The 16,197-nt window shown below is 64.0% G+C and carries 14 protein-coding genes and 1 pseudogene; 7 read left to right on the top strand and 8 right to left on the bottom strand.

The window, feature by feature from the left end:
* The first annotated feature begins 5 nt into the window (after positions 1-5).
* The 5 genes from MKZ91_RS10725 to MKZ91_RS10705 are packed head-to-tail and all read left to right on the top strand — an operon-like array spanning position 6 to position 3,879.
* On the top strand, positions 6-866 hold the full coding sequence (locus tag MKZ91_RS10725; protein ID WP_336170821.1) for an ABC transporter substrate-binding protein: 861 nt from the start codon (positions 6-8) through the stop codon (positions 864-866).
* 22 nt (positions 867-888) lie between these two features.
* A complete protein-coding gene (locus tag MKZ91_RS10720; protein WP_336170819.1) occupies positions 889-1,698 on the top strand; it encodes a GntR family transcriptional regulator in 810 nt (269 codons plus the stop codon).
* Entirely contained in the window at positions 1,695-2,435 is a 741-nt protein-coding gene (locus MKZ91_RS10715; RefSeq protein WP_336170817.1) for a BtpA/SgcQ family protein, read from the top strand. The genes MKZ91_RS10720 and MKZ91_RS10715 overlap by 4 nt, the downstream gene beginning before the upstream one ends.
* Positions 2,432-2,950, top strand: a complete 519-nt coding sequence (locus MKZ91_RS10710; protein WP_336170815.1) for an ureidoglycolate lyase — start codon at positions 2,432-2,434, stop codon at positions 2,948-2,950. The genes MKZ91_RS10715 and MKZ91_RS10710 overlap by 4 nt, the downstream gene beginning before the upstream one ends.
* Positions 2,947-3,879 (top strand): carbohydrate kinase family protein, encoded by a 933-nt coding sequence (locus MKZ91_RS10705; RefSeq protein ID WP_336170813.1) that lies wholly within the window; start codon positions 2,947-2,949, stop codon positions 3,877-3,879. Before MKZ91_RS10710 ends, MKZ91_RS10705 begins: the two co-directional genes overlap by 4 nt.
* A gap of 47 nt (positions 3,880-3,926) precedes the next feature.
* Here the strand turns inward: MKZ91_RS10705 and pdxR are convergent, their stop codons facing one another.
* Entirely contained in the window at positions 3,927-5,375 is a 1,449-nt protein-coding gene (gene pdxR, locus MKZ91_RS10700; RefSeq protein ID WP_336170811.1) for a MocR-like pyridoxine biosynthesis transcription factor PdxR, read from the bottom strand.
* A gap of 80 nt (positions 5,376-5,455) precedes the next feature.
* Here pdxR and MKZ91_RS10695 point away from each other — a divergent pair, with 80 nt between their 5' ends.
* On the top strand, positions 5,456-6,187 hold the full coding sequence (locus MKZ91_RS10695; RefSeq protein ID WP_336170808.1) for a pyridoxamine 5'-phosphate oxidase family protein: 732 nt from the start codon (positions 5,456-5,458) through the stop codon (positions 6,185-6,187).
* An 18-nt stretch (positions 6,188-6,205) separates the two neighbouring features.
* Positions 6,206-6,565: pseudogene (locus tag MKZ91_RS10690) on the top strand (ABC transporter permease subunit); the annotation flags it as partial.
* A gap of 130 nt (positions 6,566-6,695) precedes the next feature.
* Here MKZ91_RS10690 and MKZ91_RS10685 read toward each other — a convergent pair.
* From MKZ91_RS10685 to MKZ91_RS10655, 7 genes are all read right to left on the bottom strand, one after another.
* A complete protein-coding gene (locus MKZ91_RS10685) occupies positions 6,696-7,052 on the bottom strand; it encodes an SPW repeat protein (RefSeq protein ID WP_336170807.1) in 357 nt (118 codons plus the stop codon).
* Positions 7,053-7,257: 205 nt separating this feature from the next.
* On the bottom strand, positions 7,258-9,000 hold the full coding sequence (gene ggt, locus MKZ91_RS10680) for a gamma-glutamyltransferase (RefSeq protein WP_336170805.1): 1,743 nt from the start codon (positions 8,998-9,000) through the stop codon (positions 7,258-7,260).
* A gap of 258 nt (positions 9,001-9,258) precedes the next feature.
* Positions 9,259-10,872 carry a GMC family oxidoreductase gene (locus MKZ91_RS10675; RefSeq protein ID WP_336170803.1) on the bottom strand — a complete coding sequence of 538 codons (1,614 nt, stop codon included), beginning with the start codon at positions 10,870-10,872 and terminating at the stop codon, positions 9,259-9,261.
* 21 nt (positions 10,873-10,893) lie between these two features.
* The gene (locus tag MKZ91_RS10670) at positions 10,894-12,111 is read right to left on the bottom strand and encodes a mandelate racemase/muconate lactonizing enzyme family protein (RefSeq protein WP_336170801.1); all 1,218 of its coding nucleotides are present in this window, start codon (positions 12,109-12,111) and stop codon (positions 10,894-10,896) included.
* Between the two features lie 4 nt (positions 12,112-12,115).
* The gene (locus MKZ91_RS10665) at positions 12,116-13,393 is read right to left on the bottom strand and encodes an MFS transporter (RefSeq protein WP_336170799.1); all 1,278 of its coding nucleotides are present in this window, start codon (positions 13,391-13,393) and stop codon (positions 12,116-12,118) included.
* A gap of 110 nt (positions 13,394-13,503) precedes the next feature.
* Positions 13,504-14,928: an aldehyde dehydrogenase gene (gene aldA, locus MKZ91_RS10660; protein WP_336170797.1), complete on the bottom strand. Its 1,425-nt coding sequence runs from the start codon at positions 14,926-14,928 to the stop codon at positions 13,504-13,506.
* A 195-nt stretch (positions 14,929-15,123) separates the two neighbouring features.
* Positions 15,124-16,002 carry a LysR substrate-binding domain-containing protein gene (locus MKZ91_RS10655; RefSeq protein ID WP_336170795.1) on the bottom strand — a complete coding sequence of 293 codons (879 nt, stop codon included), beginning with the start codon at positions 16,000-16,002 and terminating at the stop codon, positions 15,124-15,126.
* Positions 16,003-16,197 lie beyond the last annotated feature (195 nt).

Below are 16,197 nucleotides of genomic sequence, written 5' to 3'. Positions count from 1 at the left end.
AGGAAATGAAACGACTGCTGCCGATGGTCATGGGGCTTGCCTCCGCCACCTTCATCAGCCTTGCTGCGGCGACTGCGGCGCATGCTGCCGACGAGAAGTTGGCCGCCGCCCTGCCGGACGCCGTGCGCGATACCGGCAAACTCAACGTCACGATCAGCCTTGCCTATCCGCCGATGGAATACAGCGACGCCGGCTCGACCGAGCTCAAGGGCTTCGACATCGACCTCGCCAAGGCGGTTGCGGAACGCCTCGGCCTGACGGCGGAGTTCCAGAACGTCGAGTTCCCGCAACTGATCCCGCAGGTCGTCACCGGTCGCTCCGACCTGATCATGACGGCCTTCTCCGACAAGGTGGAGCGCCAGACGCAGCTCGATTTCATCGACTACTTCAAGACCGGCAACGTCTTCTATTCGACCGTGGACCACCAGGGCGAGATCAAGGCCGAGGCCGACCTCTGCGGCAAGACCGTGGCCGTTGCGACCGGAACGAGTTGGGTCACCTGGGCGGAGAACCTCGGCAAGTCCATCTGCCCGGCCGACAAGCTGATCACCGTCATCCAGATCCCGACCCAGGCCGAGCACATCATGCAGATCCGCCAGGGCCGCGCCCAGGCCTCCGTAATCGGCCTTGAGGGCCTGCTCGACCTGATGAAGCAGGAACCGGACAAGTTCTACCAGATCGGCGAGGTCGGCGAGATCAACCACTACGGCATCGCGTTCGCGAAAGCCAACACGCAACTGCGCGATGCGATCAAGGGTGCGCTCGACGCCATGAAGGCCGATGGCACTTATGCACAGATCCTCGACCGCTACGGCTTGAAACAGGCCGGTGTCGAAGAGTTCAAGATAAACGGAGCCACGAAGTAACGGAACCGCGCCGGAGCCTGCCTTGACCCAACCTTCCATGCCAGAAGCACCCACCATCGCAGCACACGAAAACCCGGACGACCGCCTGTCCCGGCTGCGCCTCGATCTCTATTCGAGCGAACAGCTGTACCGGCAGCTCTATCGGGCATTGCGCGCCGCGATCCTCAGCGGCGATTTCTCCGAAGGCGAAGCCATTCCCTCGGAGAACCAGTTGCGCGACCAGTTCGGCATTGCCCGCACGACAGTGCGCAATGCGATGGCGCTTCTGGTGTCGGAAGGCCTGGTCCAGCAGGTTCGCGGCCGCGGCACGATCGTCTCGCACCGTCCGATCAGCCACAACATCTGGAACTTCGGCAGCTTCACGGAGCTTGCGCGCAAACAGGGCCAGCGCCCGGTGACACGGGTGCTGGAACACCGGGTGGACAACGGCCAACTCGTGCTGGTGCGCGCCCGCGGACTTGCCAATGGCGACAGCGTCACCTGGCTGAACGTCGACACGTCCGAGCTCGATCTTGCCCTCTACCCGGGCCTCGATCGTTACGATTTCGCGGCGCAATCGCTCTATGAAGTTTTGCGCCGTGACTATGACCGCCACCCCTTGCGTTCGGAATTGCTGCTGACCGTCGTGCCGGCCTCCGATCGCCTGCGGGAGGTCTTTGCTCCGGCACCGGATGTGCCGGGCTATCTTTGCGCCAGCGGAGATGTGCTCGATGCCGACGACCGTTTGGTCGAGCGTACGTCGATCGTCTACTCGCCGGCCGTCCAGATGAAATTCGCAACGCGCTGGGGCCGCGAGACCGCGCCGCCCGGCGTGCAGGAGAACAAGACATGAGCCGCTTCGGCGACACCTTCACCACCCCGAAACCGATCCTCGGCATGCTGCACCTTGCGGGCGACGGCCCGACAGCCAAGCTTGCCCAGGCCGAGGAAGAGGCCCGCATCATGGCCGGCGAAGGCGTAGACGGGCTGGTGGTGGAGAACTACTTCGGCAGCGCCGAGGACGTGGAGCGGGTACTGGAGCGGCTGTTCGGTCTCGACCTCGGCCCCCGCATCGGCGTCAACGTGCTGCGCAATGACGCGCGCGCCTTCGCGCTTGCAAAGCAATACCCCGTCACCTTCATTCAGGTCGATTCCGTCGCCGGGCATCTGACGCCGGATGCGGACGAACCCTTTGCGATCGAGCTGGCCGCGCGGCGCGAAGGCGTGTCGGCCCTTTTGCTCGGCGGCGTACGCTTCAAGTACCAGCCGGTTCTGTCGGGCCGCCCGGAAGAGGAAGACGTACGGATCGGCGCTTCGCGCTGTGACGGCCTCGTCGTCACCTCCGACGCCACCGGCCAGCCGACCGACATGGACAAGGTAGCCCGTTTCCGGACGGCGACCGGCGGGGAGACGCCCCTTCTGATCGGCGCCGGCCTTACCGAAGCCAATGCCGCCGAACAACTGGCCGGAGCCGACGGCGCCGTCGTCGGCAGCTGGTTCAAGCACGACCACAAGGACACCGGCCGCGTCGAGGCCAGCCACGTCGCCGGGCTGATGCGCGTCGTTCGCGCGATCAGGAGCGCCGCATGAGCGGCGGCGAAGCGGTTGTGGCAAAGCCGGTCACAGCTGAGAATTTCTCGCGATATGGCAAGGTCTACGACCTGACCGGAGACACCGATGCCAAGGTGACCTGGACGACCGGCGACGGCTGGCGTGACGGGTTCACCAAGAGCCCGCTGATCGATGGCGGCGGCCATCTCGGCATCACGCGCGGCGGCGCCGCCCCTTGGAACTGCGGCGCGATGGAGCGACATCCGCTGACCGAGGAGGCGATCTTTTGCCTCGCTGAACCGGTTATCCTCGCCGTCGCACCGGCCTCGCAGGCTAAGGCGCCGCACCGCGACGACATAGAGGCCTTCGTGATTGCGCCCGGACAGGCGGTCGTGATGGACCGCAACGTCTGGCACGACGCCTGCCGGGGTGTTTCCGGCCCCACCCCCTACTATTGGATGGCCGTCTGCGGCCTCGGCGAGACCCCCTGGGTGCCGGTCACCGGAGGACCCAAGCGGGTCGAGACGGCCGCAAGCGAGGGAGCCCTCGCATGACCGTCTTCTTCATCGGCGACGTCGCGCTCGACGAATACTACACCGCCGACCGCTGGCCCGGCCGCGCCGACAAGGGCATGGTCCAGGAACTGCCGGCCGAAGCTGGCGGCTCCATCGCCAATGCCGCAGTCGTGCATGCAGGCCTTGGCGGCGAGACGCAGTTCATATCACTGCTCAATGACAGCCCGCTGTCGAAGCGTCTGATTGCCGATCTCAAGGAGAACGACGTCGGCGTCGATCACATGCTGGTCGATCCGTCCATCCCGGAATCGCGCAACTTCATCTTCCTCGTCGACGGCGAACACATCGTGCTCACCGTCGAGATGGGCGAGCAGCCGATGTGGCTTACGTCCGCCAGTCTCGATGCACTGCGCCGGCCGGGTTTTGTCTACACGACGCTCTATCGCCTCCGCCGGCTGCACGCCGAAACGCCGGGCGGCATCCTCAAGCAGGCCGAGCTTCTCAAAGACCTGCGCCGCCATGGCCGCCGCGCGATCTTCGACCTCGATGTCGGCGGCTGCACGGACGAGGACATGCCCTATCTGGCGGGCGCGGCCGTCATCATCTTCAACCAGGTCGGTTTCCGCGCCGCCTTCGGCCACGACGATATCGCGCTGATCGGAGACTGGATGCGGGACCACCAGATCGACTGGGTGGTGCGGACCCTGGCAGCGGAAGGCGCCGAGGCACGCAATGGCGAGACGGTCATTCGCGTGCCGGGTCACGCGGTTGATGTCGTCGATGTCACCGGCGCCGGAGACACGTTCGGCGGCACGCTGACTTGGTGCCTTTCGCAAGGCCAGAGCTTCGAGCAGGCATTGGATTTTGCCATCGCCGCCGCCTCCCGATCGGTGACGATCCACGGACCGCGCGGCGGCAAGGCGAGCGCGGAACAGATCCGCCAATGGCGTGAAGCCGAAAGGCGATAGGCTCGATCCATTCTAACGGTGCTGTAGCAGGAACGCCTTGCTTCAGCTCATCCCGCAGCCGCGCTTTCCATGTCCTTCATGGCGAGTTGATGCGCGGTCGTCCCCAGGGCCGTGGCTGCCGCTTGCAGCTTGTCGATGTCGTATCCGGAGAAGCCGAGAATGAAGCCCTCGGCCTCGGTCTCTTCCATGAAGGTTTCCGCCAGCAGCAGCGCCTCGACATTGGCGCTGCTCCGGATCATCCGCGATAGCCCCGGCGCAAGACCCTCCCGCAGCCGGACGATCATGTGAAGGCCCTGCTCCGGAATGTCCGGCTGCAATACTCCGTGCGACGCGGTTCTGATGATTTCGGCCAACTGATCGCGGGCAGTGCGATACCGCCGCTGGCTCCTGCGCAGATACGAGGCAACCGTCCCGTCGGCCAGCAGATCGGCGACGGCATTCTGCAGGAAAACGGACATGAAACGGTCAAATCCGGCGCGACGCCTCAGGACCCGCTCCAGTGCTGCCGGCGGGACCACGGCATAGCCGATGCGCAAACCCGGAAACAGCGTCTTGGCGAAGGTCCCGAGATAGACGACCCGATCGGGCGCGAGACCGGCGAGCGCCGTCAGCGGCGGCCCCGAATAGCGGAACTCACTGTCATAATCGTCCTCGAAGATGAAAGCATCGGCCGCCTCCGCCCATTCGATCAAGGCCGCCCTCCGGGTCATCGCCATTCTCACACCGGTCGGAAACTGGTGCGAGGGGGTGACGTAGACGGCTCGTGCCCGGGGCGCACGCGAAACGCCGGCCTGAACATCGAGCCCGGCTGCGTCGACCGGCACCGGCACCGGTTGGACGGCGGCCGCAGCGAGCGTTGCCCGCGAGACGCCATAGCCAGGCTCTTCGACCCAGGCGTGGTCACCCGGGGCAAGCAGTGCATCGACACAGAGCCGCAAGCCGTGCTGGGTGCCGCTGACGATGATTACGCAACCGGGGTCACAGCGGATGCCGCGGTTGACGGCGAGGAACGACGCGACCTGCCGGCGCAAATGCAGGCTTCCCCGCGGGTCGCCATAGGCAAGGTCATTGGGGTTTGCATCGGCGATATGGCGCCGGGCGGCAGCAGCCAGCCGTGCCAGGAAGGCGGGGTCCACATGGGTCTGGCCGAGCGCGAAGGGCTGCCGGCTGCCGAAGACCAACGGAATATCCGGGGCCACCACTACGGATGGCGGTGTCGGCAGGCTGGTCGAAACGAACGTGCCCGAACCCGGGCGGGTATCGATAAGCCCGTCACTCGCCAGGTGCTCGAAGGCAGCGACGATCATGTTGCGGCCGATGCCGAGCTGTTCCGCGAGTTCCCGGGTTGATGGCAGACGCGCCCCGGGCGTCAGCAGTCCGTCGACAATGGCGAGGCGCAGTCCGCCGTGGACCCGAAGCGCCTGGTTGCGGATCGACGGATCGAGTTTGATCGGCGGAAAGGCCGATCGCTGTTTTGAGCGCAAAGTGGTTGCCATGGCGATGTTGAAAGCGGACCTATTCGCAACCAATTTGCGCATGGGAGGGTTGAGGACGCAAGCTTTGAAAGGAGCCGCAGTTGTCAGAGCACCCGATCCCCGCCTATCCCGTCGACCCCATCAATCGCGTCAAGCGCCGCCACGATCGCGGGTTCTACGACCATCAGACCGTGCACAAGCTGCTCGATGCCGCAGCGCTCGCCCACGTCGCCTATGTCATCGACGGCCAGCCCTTTTGCACGCCGACGCTGTTCTGGCGCGAAGGACAATATCTCTACTGGCACGGCAGCACGGCGAGCCGCATGTTGCGCAACCTTTCGGAAGGCGAGCCTGCCTGTCTGACGGTCACCCACCTCGACAGCCTCGTTCTCGCCCGCTCCGGCTTCAACCATTCCGCCGACTACACCTCGGTCATGGTCTTTGGAACCGCGCGACTGGTCGAGGACCCGCAGGAAAAGCTGCGTGCCCTGACGATGATGGTCGATCGGCTCTTCCCCGACCGCACCGCGACGTTGCGGCCAAGCACCACCCAGGAGATCAAGGCCACGGCGGTCATCGTCATGGAAATCGAGCGTGCCTCGGCAAAGGTCAGGGCCAAGGGGATCGCCGACGATGAGGAAGACTACGACCTGCCGATCTACGCCGAACGCCTGCCGGTACACACCGTACTCGGCGCGCCGGAGCCTTGCGTCCGTCTCGCCGAAGGCGTCGCGCGCCCGGAAACGCTTTCTCCCTATCGAACGGGTCGTGCCCTGGAAGGGGCTCTCAGCGAGGCCTATCAGGCCGCCTATGCCGGGAAAGTGGGCAGCTAGGGCACCCAACCCTGGAACGCCCGCGTCTATCTCGCCTCCGGCACGCTTGCCGGTCTCGCCGGCGTCATCCTCGCCTCGCAATTCGGCGCGGGTCAGCTGACGGAAGGTGTGGGTTGGGAGCTCTTCGCCATCGCCTCGGTGGTCGTCGGCGGCACGTTGTTCACCGGCGGCACGTTGTTCACCGGCGGCTCCGGCTCGGTCGGCGCGGCGCTTGCCGGCGCGCTGCTGCTTGCCATGGTGTTCAACATCCTGAACTTCGAGAACGGGCTGGGCTGGATCTCGCTCTCCGCCTATTGGCAATCTGTCATCCGCGGCGCCTTCCTGCTCGTGGTGGTCGCCTTGCAGGCAAAGCTGATGGTACGGCACCGCAATACGTAGATGCCGGTTCTGCAGAGCAAACGCATCTGCTTTGCCCTTGGGGCTGAAAAAACGGATTACACTGAAGCTACGCCGCGTACTCGCGGCCCGGAGCTGCGGCGCCGGGCCGCGGTCTTACTTTCACTCATCATCATGCATGGGCATGCGGGTGCTGCCGTTCGTCCCAGACCGACCAGATCGCGAGCGCAGTCACCAGCCCGCCGAGGACGACATGCGTCCACATCGGGGTGGCACTGATCGAGAAACCGAGCAGCCAGGGTGAAGCGATCAGCCAGAGCCCGACGATGAGGCTTGCCCATTCTTCCCATTCCGCGAACATGGCAAGCGTTGCGATCGCCAGAGCGCCGAGCACGACGGCAGCGATCCAGGCGTTCCAGGCCGGAACGCTTTCGACAACGAAACCCATGATCCAGGGAGAGACGAAAAGGCAGGCGGCAAGAACCAGATTGATCCAGTCCTGCGCTTTCTTTCCTTCCATCAGTGCCATGACAACCTCCACGAATGAAGCTTGGCCAAAGCGTATGACCGCGTGCGGTCGCACGCTCTGAAAACTATAATAAATTCAACCGAAAGCGCTTTCAAATCTTTTTCGCGCGAGCAGGTGGTGAAAGGCAGTGCTTTTCCCTGCGGCGGAGCTTCGTTCCGCCGCATCCGATCGACCCTGTTTGCCTGCCGCCACCCTATCGTGGACGCTAGTAGCCGCGCGCGGCACCCGCGCCGATGCGGCTGTCGACCGCGCCGTTGTAGCGGGCGCCACCACCCTTTTCGATGTCGGCAAGGCTCTCGCCACCGACGAGAATGCCGGTCGCCTGTCCCCAGATCGTCCAGCTTTCGTCGATCTCGACGTCATGACCCATCGCCGCAAGCAGCTTGCGGGTATCGGGAGACAGCGCATAGGGCTCCATGAACACCTTGTCCGGCAGCCACTGGTGATGGATGCGCGGTGCGTCGACCGCCTCCTGGATATTCATGCCGTGATCGATGACGTTGAGGATCGCTTCCAGCGTGATGGTGATGATGCGCGCACCGCCGGGGCTGCCGATCACCATGAACGGCTTGCCGTCCTTGGAGATGATCGTCGGGCTCATCGACGACAGCGGCGTCTTGCCGGGGGCAATCGCGTTGGCCTCGCCCTGGATCAGCCCATAGAGGTTGGGCACGCCGGGCTTGGCGGTGAAATCATCCATCTCGTTGTTCAGCAGAATGCCTGTTCCGGGCGCCACGACGCCGGCGCCGAAACTTCCGTTCAGTGTATAGGTAACGGCGACCGCATTGCCCTCATCGTCGATGATCGAATAATGCGTCGTTTCCTTGCTTTCGCCGAAGCCCGCGGGGATCAACGCTTGCGAGACGCCGGCGCGGAACGGTTCGATCTTGCCGCGGATCTCCTCGGCATAGGCCTTGTCGGTGAACTTGGCGACCGGGTTGTCGACGAAGTCCGGATCGCCGAGCGCGGTATTGCGGTCGACATAGGCATGGCGCATCGCTTCGATCATCACATGCACCGTGTCGGCGGAACCGTATCCCATGTAGGAAAGCGGATAGCCCTCAAGCACATTGAGGATCTCGCAGATGATCACGCCGCCGGAGGAAGGCGGCGGCGAGGAGACAATGTCATAGCCGCGATAGTTGCACTTGACCGGCTCGAGCTCGCGCACGGCATAACGTTCGAAATCGGCCTTGGCCAGGATGCCGCCCTTCTCTGCACTTGCCTTGACGATCTGGTCCGCGATTGTGCCCTTGTAGAACGCATCGGGACCTTTCTCGGCGATGCTCGAAAGCGACTTTGCAAGATCCACCTGGACCAGCTTCTCGCCAACCGCAAAGGTCTTGCCGTCGGGTTTCAGAAAGATCGCGGCGGCGGCCGGGTCGCGGGCCAGCCTTTCCGCCCCACCTTCGAGCGAGTCGACATCGCCCTGCTCCAGCGCAAAGCCATCCTTCGCAAGCGCGATCGCCGGCGCGATCAGTTCGGCAAGCGGCTTCGTCCCATAGCGGCTGCGGGCATATTCGAACCCCATGACGGGGCCCGGCACACCGACCGCGAGATAGCCTTGCGTGCTCAAGCCTTTGACAATATTACCTTCGGCATCGAGATACATGGTCTTGCTCGCTGCCTGCGGCGCGCGTTCGCGGAAATCGAGGAAGGTGGTCTTGCCGTCCTTGAAGCGGATGGTCATGAAGCCGCCGCCGCCGATATTGCCGGCAGTCGGATAGGTGACGGCGAGCGCATAGCCGACAGCGACGGCCGCATCCACAGCGTTGCCGCCGCTTTTTAAGACCGCAACACCAATATCGGACGCCAGGTGCTGCGCCGTGACCACCATGCCATGCTCCGCCTTCACCGGCTCTGGCGAGGCGGCATGCGCCGACCAAGGGGCCAGGCTCGATGCAAGGAGCAAGGTAATCGACAGGATCTTCAACCGGGAACTCGGCATGCGTCTCTCCCTCGCAGGCTCGTGGCGCATTGCCAAAGTTCCACGGTCGTGACCTCGCCGCGTCGAGCGCGGTGGCAACGATCGTTCGGTAGGGGCAAGCACCTGATATGGGCGGCTATGAAGTGCGGGAAGTATAGCCACGCCCGACCGGCGATTGCAATTCACGTGTGGCCGCCACGCACAGGGGGCAATTGCCCCCTGTGTCCGTGATCCGCAGCAACGGTGCTCCAGCCCGTTTGGTCCGGAGCGTCGTTCTGCCTAAGCGGCGTCCGCGAGGATCAGGTCAGCACCCTTCTCGGCAACCATCATCGTCGGCGCATTGATGTTGCCCGCGGTGATGTTCGGGAAGATCGACGCGTCGACGACGCGCAAGCCGGGCACGCCATGCACGCGCAGACGGCTATCGACGACCGCGCTCGTTTCGTCCGGCCCCATCGCGCAGGTTCCACAGAGATGATAGATCGATCCGGAGTTTTCGCGGAAATAGTCCATCAGCGCTTCGTCGCTCTGAACCACGGGCGCCGGCGAGATTTCTTCGGCCGTCAGCGATGAGAGAGCAGAGGCCGACGCAATCCGCCGCACCAGCCGGCTTCCCTGCAGCACCTCATCGATGTCGCGCTCGGTCGTCAGGTAGTTCGGCCGGATCAGCGGTTTTTGTGCCGCATCAGACGATGCGATCGAAATGCTGCCGCGGCTCGTCGGCCGGCAGGAATTGAAGCAGATCAGATAGCCCGGATAGGGTTCCGGCTTCAGCCCAGCCTTCGGATCCTTGGGAATGCGATAGGACAGCGGATTGAAGTAGAGCTGGATGTTCGGCCGCTCCTCATCAGGCCGGCCGCGGAAGAAGCCGCCCGCCTGGTTGACGCTCATCGAGAACGGGCCCTTGCCGGTCAATAGATATTGCAGGCCGAGCCGCATCTGGCCGAAGAGGCTGCCGAACTCGTCGTTGAGGGTCGGGATGGTGGCGCGGTAGTAGAAGCTCGCACAGAGATGATCCTGCAGGTTCTGGCCGACCGCCGGCAGGTGCCGCCGTATCTCGACGCCGAGCGACGACAGCGCCTTGCCGTCGCCAATGCCCGAAACCTGCAGCAGCTGCGGACTGCCGACAGCACCGGCGGCAAGGATGACCTCGCGCCGCGCCGTGAAGCGCCGCTTTTCTCCATTCTGGACAACGTCGACGCCGCTCACGCGCCCGTCATCGGCAAAGACCAGCTTTTCGGCCTGCGCGTAGCGCTCGATCGTCAGGTTGGGACGCTTGAGCGCCGGACGCAGGTATTCGGCACTCGAATGCGACCGGCGTCCGTTGTTGGTGTTGACGTCGTAGACACCGGCTCCTTCGATGCTCGCGCCGTTGAAATCCTCGTTGAGCGGCAGTTGCAGCGATCCGCAGCTTTCGAGAAACGCGTCGGTGATCGGATGCGTCATGCCCCGCATCGGGGTGATGTGGATCGGTCCTTCGCCGCCATGCCATTCGGATGATCCGCGGGCGTGGGTTTCCAGCCGACGGAAATAGGGCAGCACGTCGTCATAGCCCCAGCCGGCATTGCCGGCCGCTTTCCAGTCGTTGAAATCGTCGCGGGCGCCGCGAACATAGATCATCGCGTTGATCGAGCCCGAACCGCCCTGCACCTTGCCGCGCGGCACGTAGATGCTGCGATCCTGAAGCTCGGCCTCCGGCTCGCTCGAATACATCCAGTTGACCTGAGGATTGTAGTAGCTGCGGGCGTAGCCGACCGGGATCTTGAACCAGAAGGAGTTATCGCTGCCGCCCGCCTCGAGCAACAGGACGCGGTAGCGACCGCTTTCGCTAAGCCGGCTCGCCAGGATGCAGCCGGCCGAGCCGGCGCCGACGATGATGTAATCGTAGGTCATCTCGTGTCCCATTGTCGCAAATTACCCGCGCGCCGGCGCAAAGGCCTTCACGTCCGCCGGCCGGCTGTCCATCTGCAGGTGAAGGCGTTCACCGGTGTACGGCGTGTGCTTTTCGACGACGTCCATGTTGAGCTCGATGCCGAGGCCCGGTTCGCGCGACGGAATGATGTAGCCGTCCTCGACCACGAGCTTGGATTTCAGCACATCGGCATGGAACCCTGAGAAATCGAGGATTGCCTCGTGGATGAGGAAGTTTGGCGTGGCGGCCGAGAGCTGGATGCTGGCGGCGGCACCGACCGGGCCGTTATAGAGATGCGGCGCGATCTGGGCATAGTAGGCCTCGGCCATGCCTGCGATCTTCTTGGCTTCGAGCAGGCCGCCGACGCGTGCCACGTTCATCTGCAGGATCGAGGCAGCCTTCAGCTCAAGCACGCGCTGGAACTCGTACTTGGTCGTCAGGCGCTCGCCGGTCGAAACCGGTATGGACGTTGCGCGCGCCACTTCGGCCATCGCCGCTTCCTGCCCCGGAGGGACCGGCTCTTCGAACCAGAGCGGATCGTATTTTTCGAGACGGCGGGCAAGGCGGATGGCAGAGGACGGAACCATCTGTCCATGGGTGCCGAACAGCAGATCGGCACTGCTTCCGACCGCATCGCGGATCTTTCGGCAGAACTCCTCGCAGCGATCCATGACGCCAAGGGAGATCTGATGACCGGAGTAATTGGTATAGGGACCGGCCGGGTCGAACTTGACGGCGGTGAAGCCCATGTCGACCATTTCGATCGCGCATTCGGCCGCGAGATCCGGATCGTTGAAATCAAACTCCCCGGCAGCGTTCTTCGGGTAGAGATAGGTGTAGGCCCGGAGCTTCTCGTGCACGGTCCCGCCGAGGAGGTCCGAGACCGGCCGGCCGGCCGCCTTGCCGATGATGTCCCAGCAGGCGATCTCCAGGCCCGAGACGATGCCCATCATCGTGGGGTCGGGGCGCTGGGTGAAGCCGCTCGAATAGGCCGAGCGCCAGAAGCGCTCGATCTGGTGCGGATCATGGCCAAGCAGGTGCCGCTCGAACACGTCCTCGATCAGCGGCGTCATGGCGCTCGGATGGAAGGAAGTCGCATAGATCTCACCGATGCCCTCGATGCCGCAGGCGGTCGTGAGGCGGACGAAGATCCAGTACATGCCGCCCACATGCGGTGGCGGGACGGCGACGGCGTAGGTCTTGAGAGACGCGATCTTCATTGTGTCATGCCTTCTTCTTGAGGCGGGCCATCAGCGCCAGGGTGGCGATGGCGCCGAGGATGCAGATGGCGGCGATGTAGCCGAAATAGAACTGGTAGCCGGTAATGCCCGGATAGGTATCGGAGAGGTATCCGTTGACCAGCGGCAGGTAGGTGTCGGGCGCATAGCCGACCAGCGAGATGATGCCGATCGCAAGACCGGTGATGTTGGCTGGCACGTGGCAATCGTCGAGGATCGCCCAGTAGAGGCCGCGGATCGTATAGGTGATGAGGCCGACGACGAGCACCAGCCCGACGAAGAGGATCGTGGAGCCGATACCCGGCAGGGCGATCATCGCCACCAGGCTGGCGGCCGCCACGATGAAGCTCAGAAGCAGGATCGCGGTCTTGCCGTAGCGGTCGCCAAGCAGGCCACCACCGATGCCGCCGACCGGGCGCAGCCAAAGCTTGATCGTGACAATCAGGCCAGCCATCGCCGCCGAAATGCCGAAACCGCCTTCCTGCAGATAGGCCGAGAAGCTGTAGGTCGCGAGGAACACATGGTAGCCGCAGAAGATGATGGCAGCGACCAGCCAGACCTCGGGGATGGCGAGCAGTGTCTTAATGTCGGCGAGAAGGTTGCCGTCGCGCTTGCTGGCTGTCCTGTCGGTTTTGACCGGCTGCGACACCGCGAAATAGGCGACGCCGACGATGATGCAGAAGATGGCGTAGAGAAGCACGACATCACGGAAGCCAACGGCAAGCCCTGCCCCGCGCGTTTCCGTGGTGAAGACGAAGAGCGCGATGGCGACGCTTGCGAGCAATGCTTCGACAAGGCCGCGGCCGCCGTCGAGGATGCCGAAGAAGCGTCCCTGTTCATTGGCGCCGGCGATCAGGTTCACCTGCTTCAGTGTGGCTGCCCAGAACGTCAGTCCCGTCGTGACGCCGAAGCCGCAATAAATGACGAGTAGGGCGGAATAGCCGGGCAGCGTCGCGTACCAGAGGCCGAGCAGACCGGTGCCGACCATGGAGATCAGGATCAGGATGCGCGGCTGGACGCGGTCGGCCAGCCAGCCGCTCGGCAGGTAGCCGAGAAGAAAGCTGGTGCCGAGGATGGAATAGAGGACACCGAGCTCGGTGTTCGAAAGCTTCAGCACCTCCAGCATCGTCGTCTGGTAGGACTGGCGCAAATAGAGGATCGGATAGATCGCGCCGGCGGCGATCACGATAAGCGCGAGCTGCAGATAACGGCTGCGTGCCGACACAGTTGGCGCTGACATTTCGGATTCGATCGTTAGGCTCACGGGCAGTCTCCTCCCCGGCCGACGGCGAGAGCGATGCCACCGGCCCGGTATTGATGTGTTGGTGTCAGAGCAGTTCCAGCCTTCGCTTGGGATTGCTCAATTCAGAAGATCTAGTGCTTCAGGACGACGAGGCGTGTCTGGGTGAACTCGAGCATGCCGTGCTTGCCGTCGTCGCCACCGAGGCCCGAACGTTTCCAGCCTGCATGGAAGCCCTGGTAGGGATCGGCCGGGAAGCGGTTGACGTAAAGCTCGCCCGCCTCGATCGCGTCACTGGCGCGCATCACGGCGCGATAGTTCTCGGTAAAGAGCACCGCGCTCAGGCCGAACTGATGATCGCTCGCCTTTGCCAGCGCCTCTTCGAAGGTAGCGTAGGAAAGGACCGCGAGCACCGGTCCGAAGACCTCCTCGCGAACGATCTCCATGTCCTGGCGGCAGCCGGAAATCAGCGTCGCCGGATAGAAATAGCCCGGGCCTTCTGGCAGATAGCCGCCGGCTTCGACGACGCCGCCCTCGGCTTTCGCCTGCTCGACCATATCGTGGACGCGCTTCTGTGCCGCGGCGTTGGCGAGCGGACCCATGCGGGTCGCATCCTCGGCTCGGTCGCCGAAGGTGCGGGCTGCGAAGCCTTCCTTGAGCTTGGCGAGCAGGCGATCATGAACGCCTTCGTGGACATAGAGCCGCTCGGCGCTGGTGCAGACCTGGCCGCAATGGGTGGTCTTGGCAGCGATGATCATCCGGGCGACGGCGTCGAGATCCGCGTCCGGCTCGACGATGACAGGCGTCTTGCCGCCGAGTTCGAGCGACGGCTTGGCGATGTTTTCCTTGCAGTAGTCGAGCACGATCCGGCCGGCAGACACGCTGCCCGTCAGCGTGATCATGCCGACAGCCGGATGGGTGCAAAGCGTCTTTGCAACATCGTGCGACATGGTGAGAATGTTGACGAGGCCCTCCGGCAGGCCCGCCTCGACAATCGCTTCCGCCACGGCGAACGCGGAGGTCGGCGTGTTGTTGCTTGGCCGCACGACGACGGCGTTGCCGGCAATCAGCGCCGGGGCGATTTTCCGAGCAAGCGTATAGATCGGATAGTTGAACGGGATCAGGCAGGCCGCAACGCCGATCGGCGCACGCTTGAGCAGCAACGTCTCGCCGGGATTGTCGCTCTCGATCACCTCGCCCTCGATGCGACGCGCCCATTCGGCGTGATAGCGCATCAATTCGGCGCCGTAGATCGCCTCGGCCGTGGCGTCGGCAAGGCTCTTGCCTGATTCCAGCGCCAGGGCCGCGCCGATGCGCTCGGCCCGGCTTTCGAGCACCGCCGCCAGCCGGCGCAGGGCGTCGCCGCGCTGGATGGCCGGCAATGCGCCCCAAGCGCGCTGCGCCTTCACTGCGGCTTCAACTGCCGCCTTTGCCTCGTCGTGTGTTGCCGCCGGCACCGACGTGAACACCGCACCGGTTGCCGGGTTGCGAACGTCGATTGCGGCGGCAGACGTGCTTTCGATGAAGCGTCCGCCGGAAAAGTTGCGATAGGGGCTCATGGCATCTCGGAATGGTTTGCCGCGACCGGCATGCCAAAAGCGGCGCAGGAGGCGGACGAGCCGGGAGAGAGCATCACGAGCGACGGCCCGTCCTCTCTCCCACGACCGGATCCGTCACCAAATTGATGCGACGATGCGCAGAACCGCACAAGCGAGTTATTTTTGGTGAGAGCATTCCAAAAAGGAATGCTTGGCTCAGGCCTGGCGTTCGGCCACCACTTCCGAAAGCAGCCAGGCGCGGAACGCGTCCACCTTGCCGTCGCCGGCCGCCTGCGGTCGCGTGACGAACCAGTAGGATTCGTGGCCTTCGACCTCGACGTCGAAGAGCTGCACCAATTGCCCCGACTGCAGCTGGTTGCGGACCATGGAACGGTCGGCGACGGTGACGCCGAGCCCGGCGCAGGCCGCCTCGATCGCCAGATCGAGCAGGTCGAATTCGAGCCCGCCGCGGGTATCGACATCCTGAAATCCAGCCGCGTCCAGCCAATGGCGCCAGGTCAGATAGCGCCGGTCGGGCGAGGCAAGCACGTGCAGGAACGTGAAGCGCTGCAGGTCGGAAGGGCCGGTGACGTCAGTGCCTTCGAGCAACGAGGGCGCGCAGACGACCACGTGCCGCTCGGTCATCAGGATGCTGGCGTCGAGCATCGGCCACTCACCGTCGCCAAAGCGGATCGCGCAATCGAGAAGCCCGCGCTCGGCGAGTGTGTCGGTGGCTTCGGTGCTGACGCTGATATCGACGTCAGGCAAGGCCTCGCGCAGCCGGGCAAGGCGTGGCAGTAGCCAGCGCTTGGCAAAGGTCGGCGGCACGTTGATTCTTAAGCGGTTCTGGTTGCTCTTCTCGGTGATGCTACGCAGCGACACCTCGATGTTGTGGAACGCTTCCTGGATCGTCGCCAGCAATTCGGCACCGGCGGGCGTCAGCTCGAGATGATGATGACGGCGGATGAGCAGGTCCTCGCCGAGCTCGTCCTCGAGGTTGCGGACCTGCCGGCTGACGGCGCTCTGCGTCAGGTTGAGCCGTTCGGCGGCGCGGGTAAAACTGCGGGTCTGCCCGACGACCTCGAAGACCTTCATCGCTGACAATCCAGGTAGTCTTCGCATGGTGATCTCGGGCCTCTGGACGTTACACTCGAACGCATCCCTGCGGGTATCGCCGCGGGATCGATGCGCACTTTTGCGCGCCATGCACTAAAGCGCCGCGCGTCTTGTCAGCCGCGCAAAGGTCGCTGTAGGACTTTGAATTGCTGCATGTTTTTATCCTCCACCCGG

This window comes from Ensifer sp. MJa1 (genome assembly GCF_037026475.1).
Taxonomy (GTDB): domain Bacteria; phylum Pseudomonadota; class Alphaproteobacteria; order Rhizobiales; family Rhizobiaceae; genus Ensifer.
The sequence above is the reverse complement of the archived record's forward strand: the minus strand, read 5'-3'. Positions and strand labels throughout refer to the sequence as shown.